The 23582-nt window shown below is 62.9% G+C and carries 21 protein-coding genes; 7 read left to right on the top strand and 14 right to left on the bottom strand.

The annotated features are described in order from the left end of the window. Positions 1-106: 106 nt before the first annotated feature. Together QUG01_RS03825 and QUG01_RS03820 are read left to right on the top strand one after the other, a co-directional pair. Entirely contained in the window at positions 107-814 is a 708-nt protein-coding gene (locus QUG01_RS03825; RefSeq protein ID WP_500828966.1) for a pirin family protein, read from the top strand. A gap of 287 nt (positions 815-1101) precedes the next feature. After that, entirely contained in the window at positions 1102-1485 is a 384-nt protein-coding gene (locus QUG01_RS03820; protein ID WP_500828965.1) for an OsmC family protein, read from the top strand. A gap of 6 nt (positions 1486-1491) precedes the next feature. On the opposite strand, the gene QUG01_RS03815 is transcribed toward QUG01_RS03820, so the two are convergent. Continuing rightward, on the bottom strand, positions 1492-2406 hold the full coding sequence (locus QUG01_RS03815; protein WP_500828964.1) for a LysR family transcriptional regulator: 915 nt from the start codon (positions 2404-2406) through the stop codon (positions 1492-1494). Positions 2407-2811: 405 nt separating this feature from the next. On the opposite strand from QUG01_RS03815, the gene QUG01_RS03810 reads away from it, so the two are divergent. After that, complete coding sequence (locus tag QUG01_RS03810; protein WP_500828963.1) at positions 2812-4479, top strand: ABC-F family ATP-binding cassette domain-containing protein; 1668 nt, start codon at positions 2812-2814, stop codon at positions 4477-4479. 135 nt (positions 4480-4614) lie between these two features. On the opposite strand, the gene QUG01_RS03805 is transcribed toward QUG01_RS03810, so the two are convergent. From QUG01_RS03805 to QUG01_RS03775, 7 genes are all read right to left on the bottom strand, one after another. Further along, positions 4615-5502: a hypothetical protein gene (locus QUG01_RS03805; protein ID WP_500828962.1), complete on the bottom strand. Its 888-nt coding sequence runs from the start codon at positions 5500-5502 to the stop codon at positions 4615-4617. Beyond that, on the bottom strand, positions 5447-6973 hold the full coding sequence (locus tag QUG01_RS03800) for a hypothetical protein (RefSeq protein ID WP_500828961.1): 1527 nt from the start codon (positions 6971-6973) through the stop codon (positions 5447-5449). The genes QUG01_RS03805 and QUG01_RS03800 overlap by 56 nt, the downstream gene beginning before the upstream one ends. Positions 6974-6982: 9 nt before the next feature. Beyond that, complete coding sequence (locus QUG01_RS03795; RefSeq protein ID WP_500828960.1) at positions 6983-8830, bottom strand: OmpA family protein; 1848 nt, start codon at positions 8828-8830, stop codon at positions 6983-6985. A gap of 138 nt (positions 8831-8968) precedes the next feature. Further along, entirely contained in the window at positions 8969-9844 is an 876-nt protein-coding gene (locus QUG01_RS03790; RefSeq protein WP_500828959.1) for a transporter substrate-binding domain-containing protein, read from the bottom strand. A gap of 185 nt (positions 9845-10029) precedes the next feature. Further along, positions 10030-11223, bottom strand: coding sequence for a DUF3734 domain-containing protein (locus tag QUG01_RS03785; RefSeq protein ID WP_500828958.1), 1194 nt, complete (start codon positions 11221-11223; stop codon positions 10030-10032). 9 nt (positions 11224-11232) lie between these two features. Continuing rightward, positions 11233-12015 (bottom strand): 3-hydroxybutyrate dehydrogenase, encoded by a 783-nt coding sequence (locus tag QUG01_RS03780; RefSeq protein ID WP_500828957.1) that lies wholly within the window; start codon positions 12013-12015, stop codon positions 11233-11235. Positions 12016-12203: 188 nt separating this feature from the next. Further along, positions 12204-13076: a LysR substrate-binding domain-containing protein gene (locus QUG01_RS03775; RefSeq protein ID WP_500828956.1), complete on the bottom strand. Its 873-nt coding sequence runs from the start codon at positions 13074-13076 to the stop codon at positions 12204-12206. A gap of 98 nt (positions 13077-13174) precedes the next feature. Between QUG01_RS03775 and QUG01_RS03770 the strand changes: the two genes are divergently transcribed. From QUG01_RS03770 to QUG01_RS03760, 3 genes are all read left to right on the top strand, one after another. Next, complete coding sequence (locus QUG01_RS03770; protein WP_500828955.1) at positions 13175-14368, top strand: MFS transporter; 1194 nt, start codon at positions 13175-13177, stop codon at positions 14366-14368. A gap of 51 nt (positions 14369-14419) precedes the next feature. Next, positions 14420-15223 carry a 2,5-didehydrogluconate reductase DkgB gene (dkgB, locus tag QUG01_RS03765; RefSeq protein ID WP_500828954.1) on the top strand — a complete coding sequence of 268 codons (804 nt, stop codon included), beginning with the start codon at positions 14420-14422 and terminating at the stop codon, positions 15221-15223. 69 nt (positions 15224-15292) lie between these two features. Further along, the gene (locus tag QUG01_RS03760) at positions 15293-15634 is read left to right on the top strand and encodes an FKBP-type peptidyl-prolyl cis-trans isomerase (RefSeq protein ID WP_500828953.1); all 342 of its coding nucleotides are present in this window, start codon (positions 15293-15295) and stop codon (positions 15632-15634) included. Between the two features lie 418 nt (positions 15635-16052). On the opposite strand, the gene QUG01_RS03755 is transcribed toward QUG01_RS03760, so the two are convergent. The 4 genes from QUG01_RS03755 to QUG01_RS03740 form a co-directional block, all read right to left on the bottom strand. Then, positions 16053-17687: a pectate lyase family protein gene (locus QUG01_RS03755; RefSeq protein WP_500828952.1), complete on the bottom strand. Its 1635-nt coding sequence runs from the start codon at positions 17685-17687 to the stop codon at positions 16053-16055. Between the two features lie 207 nt (positions 17688-17894). Further along, the gene (locus tag QUG01_RS03750; RefSeq protein WP_500828951.1) at positions 17895-19439 is read right to left on the bottom strand and encodes a DHA2 family efflux MFS transporter permease subunit; all 1545 of its coding nucleotides are present in this window, start codon (positions 19437-19439) and stop codon (positions 17895-17897) included. Between the two features lie 7 nt (positions 19440-19446). Beyond that, positions 19447-20589 (bottom strand): HlyD family secretion protein, encoded by a 1143-nt coding sequence (locus tag QUG01_RS03745; protein WP_500828950.1) that lies wholly within the window; start codon positions 20587-20589, stop codon positions 19447-19449. 33 nt (positions 20590-20622) lie between these two features. Beyond that, a complete protein-coding gene (locus QUG01_RS03740) occupies positions 20623-22062 on the bottom strand; it encodes an efflux transporter outer membrane subunit (RefSeq protein WP_500828949.1) in 1440 nt (479 codons plus the stop codon). Between the two features lie 112 nt (positions 22063-22174). Between QUG01_RS03740 and QUG01_RS03735 the strand changes: the two genes are divergently transcribed. Further along, entirely contained in the window at positions 22175-22783 is a 609-nt protein-coding gene (locus QUG01_RS03735) for a TetR/AcrR family transcriptional regulator (RefSeq protein WP_500828948.1), read from the top strand. Between the two features lie 31 nt (positions 22784-22814). Here the strand turns inward: QUG01_RS03735 and QUG01_RS03730 are convergent, their stop codons facing one another. After that, positions 22815-23045 carry a TIGR02450 family Trp-rich protein gene (locus QUG01_RS03730; RefSeq protein ID WP_500828947.1) on the bottom strand — a complete coding sequence of 77 codons (231 nt, stop codon included), beginning with the start codon at positions 23043-23045 and terminating at the stop codon, positions 22815-22817. After that, entirely contained in the window at positions 23032-23568 is a 537-nt protein-coding gene (locus QUG01_RS03725; protein WP_500828946.1) for a lipocalin family protein, read from the bottom strand. The genes QUG01_RS03730 and QUG01_RS03725 overlap by 14 nt, the downstream gene beginning before the upstream one ends. Between the last annotated feature and the right edge of the window lie 14 nt (positions 23569-23582).

The following is a 23582-nucleotide window of genomic DNA, read 5'->3' as shown; positions in this document are numbered from 1 at the left end:
ATTGATTAATAAATTCGATTAATATCTGCTGTTTTTTACGTTTTTCATTCAATTAATTAGGGTTCACACTATAACCATCAACCCATTACAGGAAAGGAAAACGACCATGCTGCAAGTCCTCAAAGCCAATCAACGCGGCCACGCCAACCATGGCTGGCTCAACAGCTGGCATACCTTTTCCTTTGCCCACTACTACAACCCAGAGCAGATGGGCTTCAGCGCGCTGCGGGTGATCAATGACGATACCGTGGCGCGCGGCGCGGGTTTCACCACTCATTCGCATAGCGATATGGAGATCATCTCTTACGTGTTGGACGGCGCGCTGGAGCACAAGGACACTTTAGGCACAGGCTCGGTGATCCGCCCCGGCGACGTGCAGATGATGGAAGCCGGCCATGGCATTTCCCATAGCGAGTTCAATCACTCGCACTCTGAACCGGTCCACTTCCTGCAAATCTGGATTTTGCCGGACCGCAAGGGTTTGACGCCGAGTTACCAGCAGCGCCACTTCAGCAGCGAAGAGAAGCGCGGCAAGTTGCGCCTGGTGGTTTCGCCGGATGGGCGGGAGGATTCCTTGCGCATCCACCAAGATGCCAGCCTGTATGCGGCGCTGGTGGATGGCGAGGAAGAGATCGCATGGTCGCAGCAGAACGGACGCAATGGCTATTTGCACGTGGCGCGCGGCAGCGTGCTGCTGAATGGTTATCCGCTGGAGGCCGGCGACGGCGTCAAAGTGTTCGGCGGCGCCGATTTGAAGCTGAGCGATGGCGCACAGGCCGAGGTGTTGTGGTTCGACCTGCCGCCGAGCAAGTGACTGCCATCTAGGGGCTGTTGACGTTTGCTGCGTGGATCGCGTTTGCGCCGATTTTGGCCGGATGCAAGGCGCGCAGTCCGCCGCATAGCATTCTATGCCAGGGCTGCGCAACGCCGCATCCGGCCAAAAGCGGCCAAACCCGCAGGGCCGGGCGCCTTTCGCGCCGACTCTTCGTTGTTTCGCGCTGGCAGAGAATGACTATGCGGCGCGCGAAACGCCTCGATTCGGCGCAAAATGCATCCCGGCGCGACCGCTCAGCAAACGTCAACAGCCCCTAGGAGCGTGATATGGAAGTGAGAGTGACTCGCGGCAGCGGAAAACTGCAACATGTGGTGACGGCAGGAAACCATACCCTGCTGGCGGACGAGCCGCCGGCGATAGGCGGCGAAGACACCGGCTTTACCCCGCACCAGTTGTTGGCGGCCTCGCTGGGCGCCTGCACGGCGCTGACCCTGACTTTGTACGCCAAGCGCAAGGGGTGGGATCTGGCGGACATCGACGTGCGGGTAGCATACGCCGAGCGCGATGGCGCTTTCGTGTTGGAGAGGCGGATGCGCTATATCGGCCAGCTCGACGCCGAGCAGAAGGCGCGGCTGACCGAGATCGCCAATCAATGCCCGATTCACAAGGTGTTGTCGGGTCAGATCCGCATTGTCAGCACGGCCGAATAGCGCGGCCTAGGCCGCGGCATGGCAGCGTTCGCGCCATGCCGCGGTCTTTTCTTGCAATAGCTGGCCGAATGCCCGCGTGGCCGGCCCGGCGGCGGCTGGGTCGGCATAGATCAGATACAGCGAGGCGAAGCGGCGCTGCCCTGCCGCCAGCGGCAGCGGCCGCAGCGCGCCCGTCTCCAGCTCCTGAGCGATGCGATGTTTGGGCAGCCAGGCATAGGCGAGCCCGGCGCGCACGGTTTCAATCGAGGTTTCCACCCGGCTCACGGTCCAGCGCTGCTTGGCGCCGAGCCAGCCGGCGTCGCGCGGCTCGCGCGAACCGGAGTCCCGCACCACGACTTGGGTATGTTCCGCCAGCTCGTCCATATGCAGTTCGCGCCCGAGTTGGTGCAAAGGATGCTGAGGCGCGGCCACGGCGATGAATTCGGCATCCAGCAACCAGTCGCCCAAAAAGCCGGGCGGCGCCATGCCGCCAATGGCCAAGTCGACCTTGCCGTTGAATAGGGCGTCATCGGTGCCGGACATGACGGTTTCGTGCAGCTGCAGCCGCGTTCCGGCATACAAAAGCGCAAATTGCTCGAGTGTCTTGAGCAGCGGTTCGGTTGGGTACAGCGAATCGACGGCCAGGCGTATCTCGGCCTCCCATCCTTGACGGAGCGTCTGCGCGCGCTCTTCCAGCTTGACCAGGCTATCGGCAATCGGAATGGCATCGCGCAACAGCGCGGCGCCGGCCTCGGTAAGCCGCATGCGGCGCCCCTCTTGCTCCAGCAAGGCGACGCCGATTTGTTCTTGCAGGCGCGCAATGGTGTAGCTGATGGCCGATTGGCTGCGATGCAGCTGCTGCGCGGCCTGGGCGAAGCCGCCATAGTCCACGACGGCCTGGAGGATTAGCCATTGCTCGATGCTGGTTCTCGGGAGTTTCATCGTATCGGCATCTTCGTTTGTCGCCGGTTAAATGTCTAGTTCATCGACAGGGGGCGGTAGCCGCGTGTTTTAACGCCGGCAAGGCCCAGGCCGCTACAGCAAGCAGGCGCCGTCTGCTGAAACCGTCAATCCGAGTAGTTAAGGCAGCCATCCTTGCCATGCCATGCCATGCCAAGCGGGCGGACGCCAACGCAGACCGCGTTGATGGCATCGAAGTGTTTTACAATCGCAAGCGGCGTCACTCTTCGCGGAATCCCCCGTCACCGGCAGAAACTACGCAGCTTGGCTGGAGCGAGAGAGGCTGGCCGCATCTTTGCTAGCTTGCTAGCCGGAACGCGCGGCCAAGCTCGGCTTCGGCAGGCTGCTATTTTCTCGCCCCTAACTTTTGTAGCACGGCTATTCCCAATGATCATTCTGAAAAGCGTGGCTTTGCGTCGCGGCACTAAAATCTTGCTGGACGGCGCAACTGTCACTATCAACCCCGGCGAAAAGGTCGGCCTGGTGGGGCGTAACGGCGCGGGCAAGTCCTCGCTGTTTGCGGTACTGAACGGCAGCCTGCACGAAGACGGCGGCGATTTATCCATCCCCAGCCAGTGGCGTATGGCGCAGGTGGCGCAGGACATGCCGGAAACCTCGCAGACCGCCACCGAGTTTGTGGTGGAGGGCGATACCACCTTGCTGGCGGCGCGGCGCGAAGTGGCCGACGCGGAGGCCGGTGAGGATTACATGCGGATGGCGCATGCCTATACCGCGCTGAACGACGCCGGCGAGCACGACGCCTCGGCGCGGGCGCAGGCGCTGATTCTGGGCCTGGGCTTCAGCGTGGCCGAGCTGCAGCAGCCGGTGAACAGCTTCTCCGGCGGCTGGCGCATGCGCTTGCAGCTGGCGCGCGCGCTGATGTGTCCGTCTGATCTATTGCTGCTGGACGAACCAACCAACCACCTCGACTTGGACGCGCTGGTCTGGCTGGAAGCCTGGCTCAAGCAGTACGCCGGCACCATGGTGGTGATCAGCCATGACCGCGAATTCCTGGACGCGGTGACCAATGTCACCCTGCACATCGACCACGGCAAACTGGTGCGTTACGGCGGCAACTACAGCAAGTTCGAGGACATGCGCGCCGAGCAGATGATTCTGCAGCAGGCCGCGCAGGCCAAGCAGCAGGAAAAGATGGCGCACCTGCAAAAGTTCATCGACCGCTTCAAGGCCAAGGCCAGCAAGGCCAAACAGGCGCAAAGCCGCGTCAAGGCGCTGGAGCGGATGGAGAAGATCGCGCCGGTGCTGGCCGATGCCGACTTCCAGTTCGAGTTCAAGGAGCCGGGCAGCCTGCCCAACCCGATGCTGACCATGTCGCAGGCCGCGTTCGGTTATCCGGCGCCGGAAAATGCGGCTCCCGGCACGCCGCCTACCGTGATTGTCAAAGGCGTGAACCGCTCGGTGCTGGCCGGCCAGCGTATCGGCATACTCGGCGCCAACGGCCAGGGCAAGTCCACGCTGGTCAAAACCGTGGCCGAAGCGCTGGTGGCCACCGGCGGCGAGATCATCCGCGGCAAGGGCTTGAATATCGGCTACTTCTCGCAGCAGGAGCTGGACGTGCTGCGGCCGGAAGACGACCCGTTGCAGCACATGCTTCGATTGGCGCGCGAAACGCCGGCGCAGCTGCGCCCGCCGGCCAACGACTGCCGCGAGCAGGGCCTGCGCAACTTCCTGGGCACCTTCAATTTCAGCGGCGACATGGTCAAGCAGGCGGTCGGCAGCATGAGCGGCGGCGAGAAGGCGCGGCTGGTGCTGTGCATGATTGTCTGGCTGCGTCCCAATCTGTTGCTGCTGGACGAGCCGACCAACCATCTGGACCTGGCCACGCGCGAGGCGCTGAGCGTGGCGCTGAACGAGTTTGAAGGCTCCGTGATGCTGGTCAGCCACGACCGGGCCTTGCTGCGCGCCGTATGCGACGAGTTCTGGATGGTGTCGCGCGGCGGAGTCAGCGACTTTGACGGCGATCTGGACGACTACCAGGTCTATCTGCTGGAAGAGGCCAAGCGCCGGCGCGAACAGGCGGCCGGCAAGCGGTAAGCGGGGGGCGCCCTGAATCCTGACAGGCAGCGCCGCCCGCGCCAGCGTGGCGGTACTGCCTGTTTTTATTGGGATTCTTGCGGCCAGTCCGCTTCAGCCACGCCGGTGTGTGGGCGCCGGCGGCAGTGGCCGTCGCTATTGAATCAGATTTAACAAGGCCGGCTTTCCAAATTCGCCCACGATGGCATTACTTTGCTTAAAGTAATCTCTCCAGAATGTTTCCAGAGCGCTCATCGCCATTGGGTCCCGATAGGTACCCTTTGCAGACTCGATGACCAGTCCTGCGCCGAGGACATAAACGCGTGCGCCGCCAAAGTCGGTTAGCAGCTCATGCTCATGCACTTTCTTCATCTCGGCAACCGCATCAATTTTGCGAACATTATTTTTGGCATAAAAGCTCGATATGCTAGAATTTTCCAGCATATCGGAACTCAAGAGTAACACCTTATTCCTTGCCGGTGATCTCTTGATTTGGGGGCCCAATTCTTTCAAGGTGGAAAGGATATCCGAACGATTAAGGCTGCCGCGGCTGCCTGCCAGCGCGGAGGATAGCGCATCGCCGACAAGACGCGCGCCTGCCTGTTGCTGCTGACGAATACACTGATCAAATACTTGTAACTGGGGCTTTCCAATATCGTCACGCTGGCTATTGGAGAGCTGAGGGCTAAAAACACCGCTGGTCAGTGTGCTAGCGTATCGTCCCTGAGAGAATGCGGAGAATTGCACAACCGTGAAAGCATTGCCAGGCTTGAGGAGAGGGCGAATATTTTCTACTAGGGAAGCACGCAACAGTTTGTCTAGCTCTACTGTTTGATCAATTACGACAAAGAGAGCGGTATCCGTGCGAGCCGCCGGAGCCTGTAATCGTGCCAACTCATAGCAGCTTTTAAGGGCATTCTGGGCCGCATAAGACGGTCCTGCTGCAGCCAGCATCAGCAAAAACAACCACTTTTTCATCGCAGTGCCCTCAAAGTAAATCATCCAGCTCTGAATCTTGCTGTCGGGCACGTGCTTCAGCCTCATCCTTGCGCTGCTTGAGCACCTGCATGACTTCACTTCGGACACCATCGGGAAGTGATGAGATGTACTTTTTCTTGTCATCCTTGCTGGCTAAGGCATCAACTTCATTGAGAATTGTTACAAGACCGGCGGCAGGCTGTGAGGGCTCGGGGTGAGAAGTCGTGACGGACTCTGCCTGAGCGTGGCGTGTCCGACTTTCCAGCACTTTGCGTGCTGCGGCATGCTCAACCGAATTCATGCGGTCTTTGGTTGCTTCTGCACGACGTTCCGACAGGAATTCTGCAAAGGTCTTGTTGCCTTCCTTGGCCTTGCTGCCCCGGACATGCATGATGCGCTGCTGCAATTCAGACAACATGGCTTGTGCTGTATTCCGAATCAGCTCGTATTGCGCCCGAACATCCGCATAGGTTGCATAACGTCCCGAACCGATTGCTCGGAAAGCCAGTTCGCTTTCCTCGCCGGCAAAGCCGAATTTGTAACCGAATAGAACACCGAAAATCTGCAAAAAAACAAAGATGAAGGCCAATACCACAAAGGTACCCCAGCCTCCCTTCTTATCAGTCTCTACACCTTCTTTGATGCCCTGGCTCACCGCGGCCTGATGGGACGCCTTGTCTACATCGGGCACTTGCACACCATTGGCGACATTCGCTAAAGGATCATTTGCGGCACTGTCTTGCACAAGGCTGGCGCTGGCCGGGTTCATGGTTTCTTGAAGCAATTGCTTGTCCAGCACTTGGCCACGAACATAGGTAGCACCTGCAGCTACGGCCAGAACAAGGATCGCGGTGAATGTCAGGATTTTGAAGCTGGCGTGTTTGTGTTCAAATCGGTTGAGCATGCGGGAATAGGCCGGTTGTCCCGCATCGCTATCCTGAGGCATGTCAAGCGTCACTTTGTCCCGATATAAATCCAGATCCTGGCCATGTTCTCGCCACTCACGACGCGCTGTCTGGATTTTGCTGGATGCATACCATTCATGTCCTGCCCAATGAGTGAAACCAACCAGCATTACGGAAATCAGGAATGCGATGCCATAAGCACCTGTCTGTTGGAGGTTTTCACTCGCACCCGGAATCGTGTATCCGGCAAGGACATACGAAAAACCCATTGCCTCCACAAATACCATCAGGCAAACCAGAACCCACAGCATTGGCGGCATCGGCTTCCGGCTGCTTTCAGTGGCATAGCGCAGATAGGCTTTTTTCTCATTGAAGTCATGCTCATCCTGGATCAGCATAAACTTCATGTAGTCATGACATAGCGTACGCTCGGCACGACTCCAGCCATCTTCGTCCTTGCCGCTCGGATCGCGCGATAACCTAGCCAATTTACCAATCAACGGAAATTTATACCAAGTGTTCAACCACCACCATTTTACTTTTTCCCATAAAAGGGCAATGACTACTGCAGCAAGCAAAACACTGACCACGCTCCATGCCATGGCCGGTGAGGCTAAGAAAAATTCTTTCATGTTTGTCTCTTACAACGATTTAGGTTGAAATGGTGCCACGTTAAGCGTGCTGCTGTAGTTGTACAAGATCAAGCCATTCCTCGCCTCGCGCCCCCCTCCTGCCGGCAAAAGGACGTCCATACACTGGAGGTTGCGGGGTGAACCAACGAACATGCGATACAAAATTCCTTTCTCCCCGCGGTAGGTGTTTACCATCGGCGTAAAAGTCATATCGGCAGCCGGGTTCTTGTTCTTCGTCGGATCATAATTCTTGTAGACATGAACCAAAGGCAGGACATCAACTTGTGCGCCATCGCGCAATAAACTCAGACGATTAATTACGACGAGATGACCGTTGACCTTCTCGGCCCAGGTCGTGCCATACATGCCAGGAATATGCTCGTTTTTCGCATATACCTTGCCATCCTTGAGCTGACGTATGGCACCGCTAATGCGTGGATGGTCCAGATTGCAACGCTGCAGGACGGCCATGTCTTCTGCGTGCGCCGCGCCGACCAAGCTAAATCCAGCATCATTGTCGATCTGATGGCCAATGGGTAGAGAGGCATTGCGCGTATTTACGGGATTGCCGCCAAAATCTACAGAATCCTCTTTGCCTGCTTCCCACTTCGCAACTGTGCGGGCAGCTGAAGCTGCTTTAGCGGGGGCGGATTTCATGGCTGGCTTAGTCGCCATCCCGCTGGCAGAAGATACAGCCGTAACGGACGTATTTGTCGTAGCCTGGCCTTTAAGAGCAGCAGATTTTGATGATTTAGTTTTGGACGTTCTTGCCGGGCTTGCTGGTGTAACCGCAACTGACGCAGAGCTCTCATCGGCTTGGGAACGATAAAAGGCTAGATTGGGTCTACGCGAGGCAATATAGGCTTGCAGAGCAGTTTCGTCATTGACATCGATGATCTCGACTCGACGATTGTGCTGACGACCTTCTGGCGTGTTGTTGGGTGCGATAGGGAGTGTTTCGCCGGCCCCCTGATATAGCAGGTTGCTTTCAGGTACCCCAGCCTCACGGAACAGTGCCGCCACGGCACGGCTACGCCGCTCTGAAAGGTCTGCATTCAATTGTGAACTGCCAATGTCATCGGTATGACCAACCAGAAGGATCTTTTTGTTAGTGAGCTGGGAGCGGATAGCCTGACGCTCATTATCTGTTGCGCTGGCGGGTAACTGGGATAGCTGGATGCTTACACTGTACTGACGGGCAATGTCAGTAAAATACTTGCGGGCAACTGGGGTCAGGACATCAGAGCCGCTCGAAAAGTGTCCTCCCTGTTCTTTATCAGGGAGCGTGATGGCAAGGCCGATTGGATCTTGGCCCCCATTTACCACGATGGGTTCGGACCGCAGTTGGATCTGGTAACGCTGGGAAATCTTGTATAGCTCGCATCGGCGTTTGTCGATGTTCTTGCCAATCCACCAGCCGGCGCCACCGGCCAATCCGGCACCTAGCACAGCACCTGTTGCCAATGCTTTCTTGCCATCCCCCCCAGTCGCCTTGCTGATGGCAACGCCTAGTCCTGCACCGAGGAGCGCTCCTGCGGTGATGCCGATATTACGGGCGTTGTTGGAGCAAGGATCATCACTCTCAAAAGTATCTTTGACTGACTGGGCAACTGGCTGCATGGTTGCACAACCATTCAGCAACAGACTCGCACTCACGACAAGCAATACAGTCTTTTTCATGGTGCAATACTTGAGTTTGTTAATTACATTTACAATTTCACATGCCTTGAGCAAAACCGTCAAGGATTTGCTTCCAAATATCATTTCACCTGGTGGCGGATTCCCACCACTTTTGATCGGCGTGGCTTGAGTTGGGTAGATGGGGTACTTTGGCAAAGTGGGCTGAGGCTTTTTCAAAGCCGTTTGCGCTTATCAAAACGCAATGGCAGATCCGATGTCATTTCCGCCGATGGGCGAAGGGCGTGAACGGGCCGGTGTTGCACAGAAATGCGGGCACACGGGTGATCGATGATGGGCCATGACATCGCGCAGGCATCAGTGCTGAGCGGGCAAGTCGCGCAGGGGATCGAACCACATGGACTTGTCATTCAGCGGCGTATCCTTGGGCAGCAGCGGATTGCGCAGCACAATCAGCCTGCGCTCCTTCATTCGCGCCCGCTGCAAGACGTTGCGGTGATATTTCCAGAAAATGGCGTCGAAGCTCCCGTCCGCGCGCATTCTGGCCAAGCCCAGCCGCAAGCGGTCTGCCAATAGCGGATTGCGGTGGCTGCAGAAGAAGTAATACGGCCATGGGTAATAGAATAGCAGCCGCTGCTCCACCTTGAGCGCGGGGTAATTCGGATGGAACAGCTGGAGTTCGTCAAACACTTCCAGCACGCTTAGCGGAAACCAGTCTATCCGCCCGTCGCTTAGCATGCCGTACAGGCTTTCATACAGCGCTTCGCTCTGTGGAATCCCCGCTGCGCGGTAGACCTTCAAATCCCCCCAGCCCCGCCCCTGGCCCACCCGATAGCGTTGCAGATCGGCCAGGCCCTGTATCTGTTCAAACTCGGGCTGGCGCGCCGCATGGATCAAGGCAATGCGGTAGCCAAGCAGACCCTTGCGCAAATCCACCCGGATCGGCAGCAGCTGCGCCTCTCGCTCCGTCGAAGTGGAACCCCAGGCGACATCCAGGCTATCGCCATGATCCAGCTCGATCAGCGCGCGCGGCTCTTCCATGGTCCAGCGGCTGGCTTGCAGATGGTAGGGGCCATAACGATCAATCGTCTTATCCAGCGCGACGCGCAACATCTCACGGATATCGTCGTGCCGGAAATCCTGAGAGGAGTAATTGGCGGGATAGGTGACGGACATGCCGGCCGCCCATGCCGCCGCGCTGCAGCACCATAAAAACAAGATTTTCCAAGCCATGATTGGTCCAGGACCTGAGGTGGTAATTCAATCTAGTCCAAAAGCTGCGGCCGTTGCTGCTGGCGAACCCGTTGCCGCGCTCTCTCCACGTCGGTAGGACGGCGCTGCCGCCGCCAAAGCATGGCAAACCGGCGGGTGGCGGTATGAAAAAGCTCCCCGGAGGGAGCCTGCAAGCGCTTGCAAGATCAGGCGCGGCGATGGACGTCGTGGGTGACGAAGGGTTGCTCAGGCGGCGGCATGCGCAGCCATTCCGGATGCGACAGGCTGGAGCGGATGTCGTCGAGGCCGCTGCTCCAGTGGTCGCGCATGGTGCGGGCGCTGAACTGATAGTCCTTGTAATGGCCTTCGAAGGGTTTGTCCTGATAAATCAGGTGCACCACGTTGAACAAGCGGCTGCAAGCCTGTTCGGCGGCGCGTCGGTAGGCCGGCGCCTGCCGCTGCTCCTCCGGCACCAGCTCCATCACGGCGCGCAGCAGCTGGCGGAACTGCTGCGTTTCCTTCATATAGCCGGTGATCATCCGGGTGCGGCTGGAGAACTGGATGTCTTTCTGCCTGATCGCCACTTTGGACAAGTCCTCCGGCAGCGCGCCGCGCGCATTCCACAGGTCCACCTGGAACACCAGCGAATGCTTGCGCGGCTTGGCCGTCAGCACTTGCTGCAGCGGGGTGTTGGACACCATGCCGCCGTCCCAGTAGTGCTCGCCGTCTATTTCCACTGCCGGAAAGCCCGGCGGCAAAGCGCCGGAGGCCATGAAGTGTTCGGCGCGCAGCTTGTCGCGGGTGTTGTCGAAGTAGACGAAATTGCCGCTTTTCACATTGACCGCGCCCACCGATACCCGCATCTCGCCGCTGTCGTTCAGCCGGTCGAAATCCACCAGGTTTTCCAGCGTGCTTTTCAGCGGCGAGGTGTCGTAGAAGCTGGCGGTGCCGCCTGCGTGGCGCTGCAGCGGCGAGCGCGGCACGAAGAAGCCGTTCTGGCCCTCGGTCAACGCGCGCCAGGCTTCCAAGCCATTCAGCCAGCCCTGGACGACGGGCGGCAGCGGATGGCTAGGCTCCAGCAGATTGTGGAGGGTAGGCGGCAGCAGCGGCTGGCGGCTGATGGTGGTCCAGAATTGTTCCAGCCGCTCGGCGCGTTTCTCCGGCGGATTGCCGGCGATGATGGCGGCGTTCAGCGCGCCGATGGAAATGCCTGCCACCCAGTTCGGGTGCAGCCTGGCCTCGGCCAGCCCCTGGTAGACGCCAGCCTGATAGGCGCCCAGCGCCCCGCCGCCCTGCAGCACCAGCGCCACCACTTGATAGCGGTGGTCGGGCGGCAACGCCGGGCTATGGTAGATCCCGGCGTCGGCGTGGCAGGCCGGATTGAGTTTATCCAGCGCCATGAAGGCTCCTTATTGCATGAACCAGCCGTGGCTGACCACGAACGATTGGCCGGTAAGGGCGGCGCTGGGGAAGGCGGCCAGGAACAGCGCGGTCTGCGCCACGTCGTCCACCGTGGTGAACACGCCATCGACGGTGTTGCCCAGCATCACGCGCTTGATCACTTCATCCTCGCTGATGCCCAGCTCCTTGGCCTGTTCCGGAATCTGCTTGTCCACCAGCGGGGTGCGCACGAAGCCGGGGCAGATCACATGCGAGCGCACATTATGCGGCGCGCCTTCCTTGGCCAGCACGCGGGCCAGGCCCAAGAGGGCGTGCTTGGCGGCGACATAGGCGGACTTCAGCGGCGAGGCCTCGTGCGAGTGCACTGAACCCATGTAGATCACCACGCCGCCGCGGTCGTCCTTGTACATGTGCGGCAGCGCGGCCTTGGTGGTGAGGAAGGCGCCGTCCACATGGATGGCCTGCATTTTCTTCCAGTCGGCGAAGCTGTAATTGATGATGGGATTGACGATCTGGATGCCGGCATTCGATACCAGGATGTCCAGCTGGCCGAAGGCGTCCACCACCTGCTGGGTGCCTTGGTTGACCGCGTTCTCGTTGGTGACGTCCATGGCGACGCCGATGGCTTTGCCGCCGGCGGTGACGATCTCGTCGGCCGTCTTGCGGGCGGCGTCCAGATTGATGTCGGCAATGGCCACCGCCGCGCCGGCGCGGGCGTAGACCAGGGCGATTTCCTTGCCGATGCCGCTGGCGGCGCCGGTAATCAGAGCGACTTTTCCGTTCAATTGCATGGCGCTTCTCCTGTTCATTTCTGGAAAGGGGAACAACTGCAAACTGCGGTAGCCGACGGGCGAATGTCGCGCCTGCCGGGCAAAACGGTACGCTGGGTATGAGACCGGCGGGGCAGGGGAGTTCCCCGGTGTCAGGCTATTCTAATGGGATTGCGTGTCGGCGGTTTGAAAATCTCCGCAGGCTGGATTCAAGCCAGCGCCGCCGCCAGATAGTCCACCAGGCAGGCAATGCGCGGCAGCGAGCGGCCCTGTTTGTAGAACACCGCCCAGATAGGCTGCTTCCAAGCTTGGCGCTCGGGCAGCAGGATGTCTTCCAGCCTTCCGGCCGCGATGTCCGGCCCCACCAGGAAGTCCGCCAGGCAGGCGATGCCGCAGCCCTGCAGCGCCAGCGCGCGCAGGGTGGCGCCGCTGGAGGCGGCCGGCGACGGCGTCACGCGCAGGCCGTTCGGCCCCAGGGGCCACAGGTTCAGCGTGGCCGGGCTGGTGAAGCCGAGCAGCCTGTGGCTGCTCAGGTCCGCCGCAGTTTGCGGCCGGCCGCGCATCTGCAGATAGTTAGGCGCGGCGACCAGGCGCAGCGGGCTTTCGCACAGCAGGCGCGCGTTCAGGCTGGAGTCGGCCAGCGGGCCGACGCGTATCGCCAGATCGGCGCCTTCGGCGATCAGATCGACCACCGCTTCCGCGCCGGTCAGTTCCAGCCGGATATCCGGATAGCGCGCCTGGAAACCGGCCAGATGCGGCGCCAACAGATGATCCAGCACCGGGATGGCGGCGTTGACGCGCACCAGGCCGGAAGGGCGGGCGGCGGCGGCTTGCAGCTGCTGCTCGGTGTCGCTCAGGTTCTCCACAATGGCGCGGGCGCGTTCCAGCAGCCAGGCGCCTTCCGCGGTCAGATCCAGCCGCCGCGTGGTGCGGGTCAGCAGCCGCACGCCCAGCTGCTTTTCCAGCTGCGCCAGGCTGCGGCTGACATTGGAGGCGGTGACGCCAAGCTTGTCGGCGGCGGCGGTGAACGAGCCGCAATCCATGATTGCGATAAACGTAATCAGGCTTTCCGTGCTGAGCATTATCAATTTCCACGCAAAAGACCTTCTCACTACACCCCATTTTTCCGTACCGGGCAAGCGCGGACAATCGGCATCCTAATTTCCAACCGGAGCACAACATGCCTCTCGCCCTTTGGGCGCTGACGCTCAGCGCCTTCGCCATCGGCACGACGGAATTCGTCATCGTCGGCCTGATTCCCACCATCTCCGCCAGCCTCCAGGTGTCGCTGCCGTCGGCCGGCCTCTTGGTCAGCCTGTACGCGTTGGGCGTGGCCATCGGCGCGCCGCTGCTGACCGCGCTGACTGGCCGCCTGCCGCGCAAGTGGCTGTTGAGCGGCCTGATGGCGCTGTTCACCGTCGGCAACCTGGTGGCCTGGCAGGCGCCGGGCTATGAGGCTTTGATCGCGGCTCGGGTGCTGACCGGCCTGGCGCACGGCGTGTTCTTTTCGATAGGCTCGACGCTGGCCACCAGCCTGGTGCCCACGGACAAGGGCGCCAGCGCCATCGCGCTGATGTTTTCCGGCCTGACCGTGGCGCTGGTGACCGGCGTGCCGCTGGGCACCTTCATCGGCCAGCATTTCGGCTGGCAGGCCACTTTCCTGGCCGTCGCGCGGCTCGGCGTGCTGGCTTTGCTGGGCAGCCTGGCGCTGGTGCCGGCCAATCTGCCCAAGCCGGCGCCCACCTCTTTCGCCAGCCAGATGGCCGTGCTGGCTCAGCCCCGCTTGCTGCTGGTGTATGCGATGACCGCGCTGGGCTATGGCGGCTCATTCACCGCCTTCACTTTTCTGGCGCCGATGCTGGAGCATCAGGCTGGCTACGCGCCGGGCGCGGTGGCGCTGATCATGCTGCTGTATGGCGTGTCGGTGGCCGCGGGCAATATCTGGGGCGGCCGCCTGGCCGACCGCAAGGGGCCGGTGGCCGCGCTGAAGATCATCTTCGCCGGCTTGGCGCTGGTGCTGCTGGCCCTGACCTTCACCGCCGGCTCCAAATGGCTGGTGGCGCTGACGGCGCTGGCCTGGGGCGCGGTGGCCTTCGGCAATGTGGCCGGCTTGCAGCTTTACGTGGTATCGCAGGCCAAGGCGCGGGTGCCGCACGCGGTGGACGTGGCGTCCGGCCTGAACATCGCGGCCTTCAATGTCGGCATCGCCGGCGGGGCCGGCTTGGGCGGGCTGGTTGTCGAGCGGCTGGGACTGATGGCCACGCCATGGGTGGGCGCCTTGATCGTGTTGGCGGCTTGGCTGTTGACGGCCTGGTCCGGTAGGCTGGACGCTGTCGATGAGAAAAGCATGCCGATCGTGGCCGACCGTATCTGATTCTTGCGCCGGGCGTTGTCCGCCCGGCTTCACACAATAAGGAAACGCATCATGCAAATGCCAAAACTGGGCGCGGGCACTTTCCGCCTGAAGGAACAGCAGGCCGAAGACTCCGTCGCCATGGCGCTGGAGCTGGGCTACCGCCATATCGACACCGCGCAGATCTACCGCAACGAGGCGGACGTGGGCCGCGCCATCGCCAACAGCGGCCTGCCGCGCGGCGAACTGTACGTCACCACCAAGATCTGGACCGACCAGTTCGCCCAGGGCAAGCTGATTCCCAGCCTGCGCGCAAGCCTGGACAAGCTGGGGCTGGAGCAGGTGGACATGACGCTGATCCACTGGCCGTCGCCGCAGGATGAAGTGCCTATGGCGGTGTATATGGAGCAACTGGCCGAGGCCAGGCAGCTGGGGCTGACCCGCGAGATCGGCGTATCCAATTTCACCATTAAGCATCTGGAGCAGGCCATCGCCGTCGTCGGCGCGGACGCCATCGCCACCCACCAGCTGGAAGTGCACCCGTATCTGCAAAACCTGAAGGTGCGCGCCTTCTGCCGCCAGCACGGCATCGCGCTGACCGGCTATATGCCCTTGGCCTACGGCCGCGTGATCCAGGATCCGGTGCTGCAGGACATCGCCCGCAAGCATGGCGCCACGGCGGCGCAGGTGGCGCTGGCCTGGCAGCTGCAACAGGACATCGCGGTGATCCCGTCGTCCACCAAACGCGCCAATCTGGAGGCCAACCTGGCGGCGCTGATGCTGCGGCTGGACGACGCGGACATGGCGAGCATCGCCAAACTGGAAGACGGCGGCCGCATCGCCGATCCCGACTTCGCCCCGGCCTGGGACGCCTGATCCATCGTCCGCCGCGCGGGTTACAATACGCTTTTGTCGCCCGCGCGGGCCAAGCAGTGGATGAAGAGCATGAGCGAAGAACTGAAGATGGAAGACCTGGTGGTGGGCGAGGGCAAGGAAGCCGTGCGCGGCGCGCTGATCACCACTCACTACACCGGCTGGCTGGAGGATGGGACCAAGTTCGACTCCTCCGTGGACAAGGGCCGCCCGTTCCAGTGCGTGATCGGCACCGGCCGCGTGATCAAGGGCTGGGACCAAGGCATGATGGGCATGAAGGTGGGTGGCAAGCGCAAACTGTGGGTGCCGGCGCACTTGGCCTACGGCGAACGCCAGATCGGCGACCGCATTCCTCCCAATTCCAATCTGGTGTTCGAGATTGAACTCTTGGAAGTGCTGACGCGGGAGGATTGATCCGCGGCGCGATCAAATTCAAAGTGATCCCTCGGGCTAACGCTGTTCATTGAAGCTGAAAAGTTAAGAGAAAGGTCGAAACTGAGTTGCTTGTGCTGCGACTACTCCCCCTTCAGGACGCGCCGTCCAGAAAGCTGAGTTCAAGGTCTTAAGCTGGCGTTTGTCTGAGGCGTGCGACGTTAGCGCACGCCGGGTTCGCCAGCGCCTTGAACTCGGTTTTCTGGGCGGGAATTCGCGGTCTGCAGGGGCGACCTGGTGGTGTCGGGGGGCTGGCCGCGCAACCCCCCGGCCCGTGCGGCGTTCGGAAACGCCATGGAAAAATGGTCCGCACAGCGGACGCGAGATATCAAAAAATGCCGCTCACTGGTTTAAGTGAACGGCATTATCCATCCGGGCCTCTTGTCGTTTCAGCCGGCTATCAGTAGCCGATGTTCTTCACCGCCTGCGGTCCCAGCCGCAGGCACAGCTGCATCAGGTAGAGGCTGTCCGGCCCGACGCGCACGCCCGGCGAGTCCACCGCGCCGAGTTTGGGCGCCGGGTCCAGTTGTTTGGCGTCCGGCAGATACGGCGTCAACTGACCGCTGCTGCCTATCGCCCAGTTGGTGCCGCCGGGCGGCGCGGCGATGGCCAGCTGATCGGCCTTGGAGTTCCACGCTACCCCCCAGCCCATGCTCCAGCCGTGGCCGCTGCCATCGGTGCCGCGGTTGCCCAGGCCTATCGCGCCGCTGACGTCGGCGTTGTCCACCAACAGGCCGGTGGCCCAGCGCTGGTGCGGTTCGATATTGCCGCAGGCTTCCGCCCGGCCGGTGAAATGCAGCAGCACATTGGGGCCGCCGGCCTGGGACTGGGTGGCGTAGTAGAACGATTTCTTGCTGCCGGTGGACGCGTTGCGGTCCACCAGCACCTGGCTGCCGGCGATGCTGAATTCAAACTCCTTGGCGCCCTTGCAATCGACGTTGTTGTGGTCGTGATTCAGCGCGATGCTTTCCAGGGTGAGGCGGCGCGCCTGCTTGCCCACCACCACGCCGGTGGTGAAGTTGTGGGCCTGGATGTCGTTGAGCCAGCCATCGGCCAGATTGTCCAGCGTGGCCACGCCGTAGTCCGCGCCGCTGCCGCGCGGCAGGCCTTCCAGCGCCAGGTGCTCGACGCCGATTTGGCCGGCCAAGCCGCTGGCCTGGTATTTTTGCACGCTGCCGCCATTCGGTCCCAGATAGCCGCTATCGAAGGAGTCGGACAGCGGGATGTCCAGCGTCAGTTGTTTGCCGTCGACCGCCGTGACGGTGCGCAGCCAGTACTCGTTGTTGTTGCCGGCATTGATCCAGGTTTGCGGCTTGCCGTCGCGTACCAGGGTGTCCATGTTCATGAAGTGTATCCATTCGGCGCTGGCGCGGCGGCGCACCATCACCGCGTCGCCGGGCTGGAAGCCGGAGGCGTCGGAGACATGCAGGACTTGGCTGCCGGACGGCAGATAGCTGTCGGTGATGGCGGCCACGGCGCCGTTGGGCATCAGGCTGCCATTGGCGCCGCCCAGGCTCAGCATGAAGTGGCCGTCGCCTGCGGCCTTTAGCACGGTGCCGCCCGCGCCGGGACCGCTGCCGCGCAGCACCACGCCGTCCTGGTTGAGTTGGATCGGCGCATTCAGCAAAAACGTGCCGGGCGCCAGCAGCACCGCGCCGCGCACGCCTTTGACTGCCGGCAAGGCGGCTACCTTGGCCAGGGCGGCCTGGATGTTGGCGAGATCGCTGGCCGCGTCGCCGCTGGGCTGCACGGTCGCCTTCACCGGCGCGGTCGGCAGCGCCACGCCGCCGCCCATATAGCCGGCGCTGGAGAAGTCCATGATGCGGTCGCCGTTGCCGTTCAGCGTCGCATAGGCGAGGCCGCCGCGGCCATCGTCCTTGACCCACTGGCTGCGCGCACTTTCGCCGCCCCATAGCGCCTGGCAGGCTTGGGCGAAGGCTTGGTGGCGGATCGGCAGGGCAGTGGCCGCGTGGACGGCTTGGCCAGCGAGGGCGGCGGCGAGCGTCAGCGCCAGCCGCGTCATAGCGTGTTTCATGTGTAAGGGGTGTCCTGTCTGTAGGTGTTGGGGGACGAAGGCGCCGGCCGGCCATAGCGACCGTTTGTCATATTGATACCACGCACTATATGTAAAGGTCTGTTACAGGAAGGTGTCGATATGTAAGGGCTGGTCTTGTAGACAGGATGAAAAAAGCCCCGGCCACAAGGGCGCGGGGCAAGCTGGTGAAATCGGCAGCGAGGCGTCTCAGTGCGCCTGGCTGGTGTCGGCCACGCGCTTAGGCTTGGGCGCTAGCCAGATGGCGCAGGCGGCCACCACGAAGGACAGGCCGGCCAGCCAGAAGATCTGGTTGGTGGACAGCATGATGCTCTGCGTCTGCAGCGCATGCTCGATGGTGCCCCAGGCCGCGCCGTCGCTGATGCCGCCGCCGGTCAGCGCGCGCAGCGCGTCGCCGCTCGAGTCCACCATGCCGGCCAGCTCGGCGTGGTTATAGCTGGCCTTGTCGTCCCAGGCGGTGGTGACCAGCGAGGTGGCGAAGGCGCCGGACAGCGTGCGCATGAAGCTCATCAGGCCGGCGGCCGACGCCATTTCCGCCGGCTCCACGCTGGCCATGGCCAGCCCGGTCAGCGGCACAAAGAAGAAGGGCATGCCCAGGCCCTGGAACAGCAGCGGCAGCGCCACTTGCCAGAAGCCCATGTCGGTGGTGGAGAAGCTGCGGTACAGCGTGACGCAACCCAGCCACATCACGCCGCAAAACACCAGCTTGCGCGGGTCCAGCCGGGTGGACAGCTTGGCCGCGATCGGCGCCACCATCACGGCCAGGATGCCGCTCATCGCCGTGGCGTAGCCGGCCTGGGTGGCGGTGTAGCCCATATAGGTTTGCAGCCATTGCGGCGTCAGCACGGTGGCGCCGAAGAAGGAGCCGAAGGCCAGGGAGATGGTCAGCACGCTGGCCCAAAAGCCCCGATGGCGGAACACCCTGAGGTTGACGATGGGCTGGGCCTCGGTCAGCTCCCAGATCAGGAAGGCGGCGAAGCCGACCAGCGCGGCAATGGCCAGCGCCACGATCAGCGGCGAGCCGAACCAGTCCAGCTCTTTGCCCTTGTCCAGCATCAGCTGCAGCGAGGCCACCCACAGCATCAGCAGCGCCAGCCCCACCACATCCACGCGCAGCTTCACCACCTGGCTCTGGTAGCGCTTGAGCAGATTCCAGCCCAGCATGCCGCAGCCCAGGGCAATGGGGACGTTGATGTAGAAGATCCATGGCCAACTGGCCTGATCGCACAAGGTGCCGCCCAGGATCGGCCCCATGATGGGGGCGATCAGCGTGGTCATGCTCCACAAGCCTATCGCCGCGCCGGCCTTCTGCTTGGGGAAGATTTGCAGCAGCAAGGTCTGCGACATCGGCATCAGCGGGCCGCCGGCCAGGCCTTGCAGCACGCGGAACAGCACCAGCATCTCCAGCGAGCCGGCCAGGCCGCACAGGATGGAGAATACGCCGAACAGCAGCATGGAACCGACGAACAGCCGCACGGTGCCCAGCCGCGCCGCCAGCCAGCCGGTCAGCGGCACGGTGATGGCCTCGGCCACCGCGTACGAGGTGATGACATAGGTGCCCTGGCTGGACGACACCGCCAGGCCGCCGGCGATATTGGGCACCGACACGTTGGCGATGGTGGTGTCCAGCACCACCATGAAGTTGGCGGCGGCCAGCACCAGCGCCGCCAGCCACAGCATATTGCCGGTCAGCGGCTGCTGGATGCCGCCGGCCGCGGGATTCGCGCTAGACATGGCGGCCTCACTCGCTGACGTCGACGGCGGCTTCCATCGACAGCCCCACCTGCAGCGGATGGGCTTTCAGCTCGGCCGGGTCCAGCGCGATGCGCACCGGCAGCCGCTGCACCACCTTGATCCAGTTGCCGGTGGCGTTCTGCGCCGGAATCATCGCGAAGGCCGAACCGGAGCCGCCGGACAGGCCGGCCACCTTGCCGTGGTACACCACCTTGCCGCCGTAGAGGTCGGCGGTCAGCTCCACCGGCTGGCCGACGCGCACCTTGCTCAATTGCACTTCCTTGAAGTTGGCGTCCACATGCGCGGCCTGCAGCGGCACCACCGACATCAACGGCGTGCCGGACTGCACGCGCTGCCCCACCTGGGCCTGGCGCTTGGCCACCACGCCGTCCACCTGGGCGCGGATCACCGTGCGCGCGAGGTCCAGCTTGGCTTGGTCGCGCTTGGCGCGCGCCAGCGCGACTTCCGGGTTGTTGTCCACCGTGGTGTCTGCGGTCAGCGTCTGGTTGGCTTTCAGGCTGCCGACGGCGGCGCGGTAATTGGCTTCGCTTTGGCGGTTGGCGGCCTCGGCGGCTTTCAGATTGGCCTCGGCGGTGGCGTAGGCGTTCTGCGCGTTGCTCAGCTCCTCGCCGGAGACCGAGCCGCTCTTGGCCAGCGCCTGTCGGCGCTGCAAGTCGAGTTTGGCGCGTTGCAGGTCGGCGCGGGCGGCGGCCAATTGCGCCACGGAGCGGGCCTGATCGGCGCTGCGCGCCTGGGCCTGGGCCGATAAGCCTTCGTCGTTGGCGAAATAGCCTTTGACCCGGCGCTCGGCGCGGGCGAGATCGGCTTCGGCCTGGGCCAACGCCAGTTTGGCGTCGCTGTCGTTCAATACCACCAGCACGTCGCCGGCTTTCACCGGCTGGGTATCGACGACTTTGACTTCCTTGACGGTGCCGGCCACTTCCGGCGTCACCTGTGCGATTTCGGCGGCGGCATAGGCGTTGTCGGTGCTGACATGGCGGGAGGCGATCAGCGTCCAGTAAGCGCCGTAGGCGACGGCGGCGGTGGCCACCGCGCCGAACAGCAGGGTGAACAGCTTCTTGTGTTGCATGGGGTTGCCGGCGGCGGCGGGCGCTTCGGCGGCCGGCAGGGCTTGTACGTTTTCGCTCATGGTGGGTAGTCCTTGTTTCGGTTTGCCGGCGGCTCAGCGGGCGGGTTCGGATGGTTGATAGCCGCCGCCCAGCGCCTTGATCAGCGCGATGTCCAGCGAGAAGCGGCGGGCTTCCAGCGAAGCCAGGCCGCGGCGGCTGGCGATGACCGTGTCTTCTGTGTTCAGCACGTCCAGATAGTTGGCCAGGCCGCCCTGGTAGCGGTTCTGGCTGACGCGGTAGGCCTCTTCGGCGGTCTGCAGCGCCAGGCGGCGTTGTTCCAGCTGCGGCGTCAGCGAAGCCTGGCTGCTGACGGCATCGGCCACTTCGCGCAGCGCCTGGCTCAAGGTGGCGTCATAGCTGGCGACGGCGGCGTCGTAATCGGCGCGGGCCACGCGAAACTGGCCCTGCAACTGACCGCCGCGGAAAATAGGCAGATTGATCGCCGGGCCGATGCCGGCTATGCCGGAACCGCTCTTGGCGAACAGGTCCAGCCCCAGCGACTGGGCGCCGACGAAGGCGGTGAGATTGACGTTGGGGTAGAACTGGGCCTGAGCCACGTCGATGCGTTTGCCCGCGGCTTCGGCGCGGAGGCGGGCGGCTGCCAGATCCGGTCGGCGGCCCAGCAGCTCGGCCGCCAGCGTGGCCGGGAGCGGCTGGCCGCGAAACAGGCCGGATGCAGGGCGGGCGATGGCCAGGCCGCGGTCCGGCCCGGCGCCGATCAAGGCCGCCAGGCTGTGGCGTTGCAGCGCGATGCTCTCGTCGGCGGCTTCCAGGTCGGCGCGGGCGGCGGCTTCGCGCGATTCGGCCTGGCGCACGCTGCCCAGCGTCTCCATGCCCTGCCGCTGCCGCTCCCGCATCAGCGCCGCGGTGTGGCTGCGCACATCCAGCGCCTGGGCGGCGGCGTCGCGCTCGGCAAACAGCCGCGCCAGTTCGGCATAGCCGGCGGCCAGGGAGGTGGTCAGCATCAGCCGGGCCTCGGCCGCGTCGGCCTGGGCGGCGCTCAGTTCCGAGGTGGCGGCGGCGACGGCCGCGCGGTTCTTGCCCCAGAAGTCCAGCTCGTAGCTGAAGTCCAGCGTGGCGCGGCCGCTGGTGTTGAAACCCGTCGGCGCCGGCATGCCGTTGTTGTAGCTTTGTTTATCGCGGTTGATCGCCGCGTTCAGATCCATGCCGGGCCGCAAGGCGGCGCCGGCTTGCTGGGCCAAGCCCTCGGCGCGTTCGACGCGGGCGCGGGCGGCGGCGAGGTCCGGCGCTTGGCGCAGGGCCTCGTCCATCAACTGGCTCAACTGCGCGTCGTCGTATTTCAGCCACCATTGGCTGTCGGCCCATTGACCCTGGCTGGAGGGCAGGCTTTGGGTATTCTGGTATTGTTGCAGCGGTTTGGTTTGCGGCGCCGGGCCCATGTCGGGCAGCGCGGCGCAGCCGCTCAGCAGCGCCAGCGCGGCCAGCAGGCCGATGGCGGGCAGCGGATGCGGCGAAGGATGGGGGATGCTCATGGTCTCTATCCGGGTGTTATTGGTTTAAACCGTACGGTACGGTATAGTTATATTTCGAGCGAAATGCCCTGTCAAGAAAAATTGAACTGTACGGTTCAGTTTAAAGGTGGATATGCGTACAAAAAGCGAAAGCAAGCGTCAGGCGATCGTCGCCGCGGCGACCGAGGTGTTTCTGGAGCGCGGCTACGAGGCGGCGTCGATGTCGGAGATTTCCACCCGCGCCGGCGGCTCCAAGGCCACGCTTTACAACTATTTCTCGTCCAAAGAGACGCTGTTTCTGGAAGTGATGGCCTGTCTGGCCTCAGAGATGTCCCAGGTTTACGTCAGGCTGGTGCCGGGCGGCGACCTGGCGGCGGTGCTGCAGGATTTCGGCGAGGCGTATCTGGACAATCTGTTCAGCCCGGAGCTGCGCGCCTTGCGCGCCATCGTGATGGGCAGCTGCAGCCGCTCCGAAGTGGGGCTGCTGTTCTATGAAAACGGTCCCAAGGTCGGTTGGGGCAAGCTGGCGGAGTTCATGGCGGCGGAGATGCGGGCCGGCCGCCTGCGCGAGGCGTCGCCATGGACGGCGGCCATGCATTTTCACGGCCTGCTGCATGCCGAATGCCAGGTGGCGATGATCACCGGCCTGGTGGATGAACTGGCGCCTAAGGCGAGCCGGCCTGCCTGGGTGGCGTCGGCGGTTGAAGTGTTCCTGATCGCCTACGGCAAGCCTGCCGCCTGAGCCTATCGGTTTCGCCAGACTCGGCGCGAAGCTATTTCCAGCCTTGCAGCCATTGCGCGGCGTCGGTCAGCGCGCGCCACGGCAGCTCGGTTCGGCGGCGGGTGTAGACGGCCTCCAGCGTCACCGTCTGCACCGGGCCGTCTGGCGCGTGACGGTTCAGCGCCACCACCAGGAAGTGCTTTTCCTTGTTTCGCGGCGCGGCGGCGGTCCATTTGCTGTTCAGCAGCTTGTCCGGATTCAGGCGCGTCTTAGTTGTCGGCACGGTTCTGCTCTACCCAGATCAGCTGCTCGGCCGGCACCTTCAGTTTTGCCGCCACCGCCAGCAAGGCCGTTTTGGCGGCAGCCGGAGGCTGCTTGTCGCGCGCGAGCAGCCATAGATAGTCCTTGTCCGGCCCCACCACCACCGACCAGCGGTAGTCCGGGTCCAGCGCCGCCACATGGTAGCCGCCGTAGAACGGCCCGAAGAACGATACCCGCAGCGAGGCGACATCGGACAGGCCATTGAACCAGGCCTTGCCCACCGCTTCGCGCCAGCCGGCGATGGCGGGGTCATAGCCGCGGTTGAGCACGCGGATGCTGCCGTCCGGGTTCAGGCTGTAGTCGGCGCTGACGGCGGTCAGGCCGCGCTCGAAGCGGTGGTCCAGCCGGGCGATCTCGTACCAGCGGCCCTCATAGCGAGTCAGCTGGAAGGGCCGCACCGGGGCGATGCCGGGCGGCGGCTCGGTGTCGCAACCGGCGAGCAGGGCGGTGGCCAGGGCGAGCAGCGTGATGCGTTGTTTCCACATATTGGTTCTCATCA

The sequence above is a fragment of the Chromobacterium sp. CCUG 76385 genome, assembly GCF_059916625.1.
The sequence above is the reverse complement of the archived record's forward strand: the minus strand, read 5'-3'. Positions and strand labels throughout refer to the sequence as shown.

Coding starts and splice junctions, on each gene's coding strand:
- QUG01_RS03825 (WP_500828966.1), top strand. CDS start 107: ATGCTGCAAGTCCTCAAAGCCAATCAACGCGGCCACGCCAACCATGGC.
- QUG01_RS03820 (WP_500828965.1), top strand. CDS start 1,102: ATGGAAGTGAGAGTGACTCGCGGCAGCGGAAAACTGCAACATGTGGTG.
- QUG01_RS03815 (WP_500828964.1), bottom strand. CDS start 2,406: ATGAAACTCCCGAGAACCAGCATCGAGCAATGGCTAATCCTCCAGGCC.
- QUG01_RS03810 (WP_500828963.1), top strand. CDS start 2,812: ATGATCATTCTGAAAAGCGTGGCTTTGCGTCGCGGCACTAAAATCTTG.
- QUG01_RS03805 (WP_500828962.1), bottom strand. CDS start 5,502: ATGAGGCTGAAGCACGTGCCCGACAGCAAGATTCAGAGCTGGATGATT.
- QUG01_RS03800 (WP_500828961.1), bottom strand. CDS start 6,973: ATGAAAGAATTTTTCTTAGCCTCACCGGCCATGGCATGGAGCGTGGTC.
- QUG01_RS03790 (WP_500828959.1), bottom strand. CDS start 9,844: ATGGCTTGGAAAATCTTGTTTTTATGGTGCTGCAGCGCGGCGGCATGG.
- QUG01_RS03785 (WP_500828958.1), bottom strand. CDS start 11,223: ATGGCGCTGGATAAACTCAATCCGGCCTGCCACGCCGACGCCGGGATC.
- QUG01_RS03780 (WP_500828957.1), bottom strand. CDS start 12,015: ATGCAATTGAACGGAAAAGTCGCTCTGATTACCGGCGCCGCCAGCGGC.
- QUG01_RS03775 (WP_500828956.1), bottom strand. CDS start 13,076: ATGCTCAGCACGGAAAGCCTGATTACGTTTATCGCAATCATGGATTGC.
- QUG01_RS03770 (WP_500828955.1), top strand. CDS start 13,175: ATGCCTCTCGCCCTTTGGGCGCTGACGCTCAGCGCCTTCGCCATCGGC.
- dkgB (WP_500828954.1), top strand. CDS start 14,420: ATGCAAATGCCAAAACTGGGCGCGGGCACTTTCCGCCTGAAGGAACAG.
- QUG01_RS03760 (WP_500828953.1), top strand. CDS start 15,293: ATGAGCGAAGAACTGAAGATGGAAGACCTGGTGGTGGGCGAGGGCAAG.
- QUG01_RS03755 (WP_500828952.1), bottom strand. CDS start 17,687: ATGAAACACGCTATGACGCGGCTGGCGCTGACGCTCGCCGCCGCCCTC.
- QUG01_RS03750 (WP_500828951.1), bottom strand. CDS start 19,439: ATGTCTAGCGCGAATCCCGCGGCCGGCGGCATCCAGCAGCCGCTGACC.
- QUG01_RS03745 (WP_500828950.1), bottom strand. CDS start 20,589: ATGAGCGAAAACGTACAAGCCCTGCCGGCCGCCGAAGCGCCCGCCGCC.
- QUG01_RS03740 (WP_500828949.1), bottom strand. CDS start 22,062: ATGAGCATCCCCCATCCTTCGCCGCATCCGCTGCCCGCCATCGGCCTG.
- QUG01_RS03735 (WP_500828948.1), top strand. CDS start 22,175: ATGCGTACAAAAAGCGAAAGCAAGCGTCAGGCGATCGTCGCCGCGGCG.
- QUG01_RS03725 (WP_500828946.1), bottom strand. CDS start 23,568: ATGTGGAAACAACGCATCACGCTGCTCGCCCTGGCCACCGCCCTGCTC.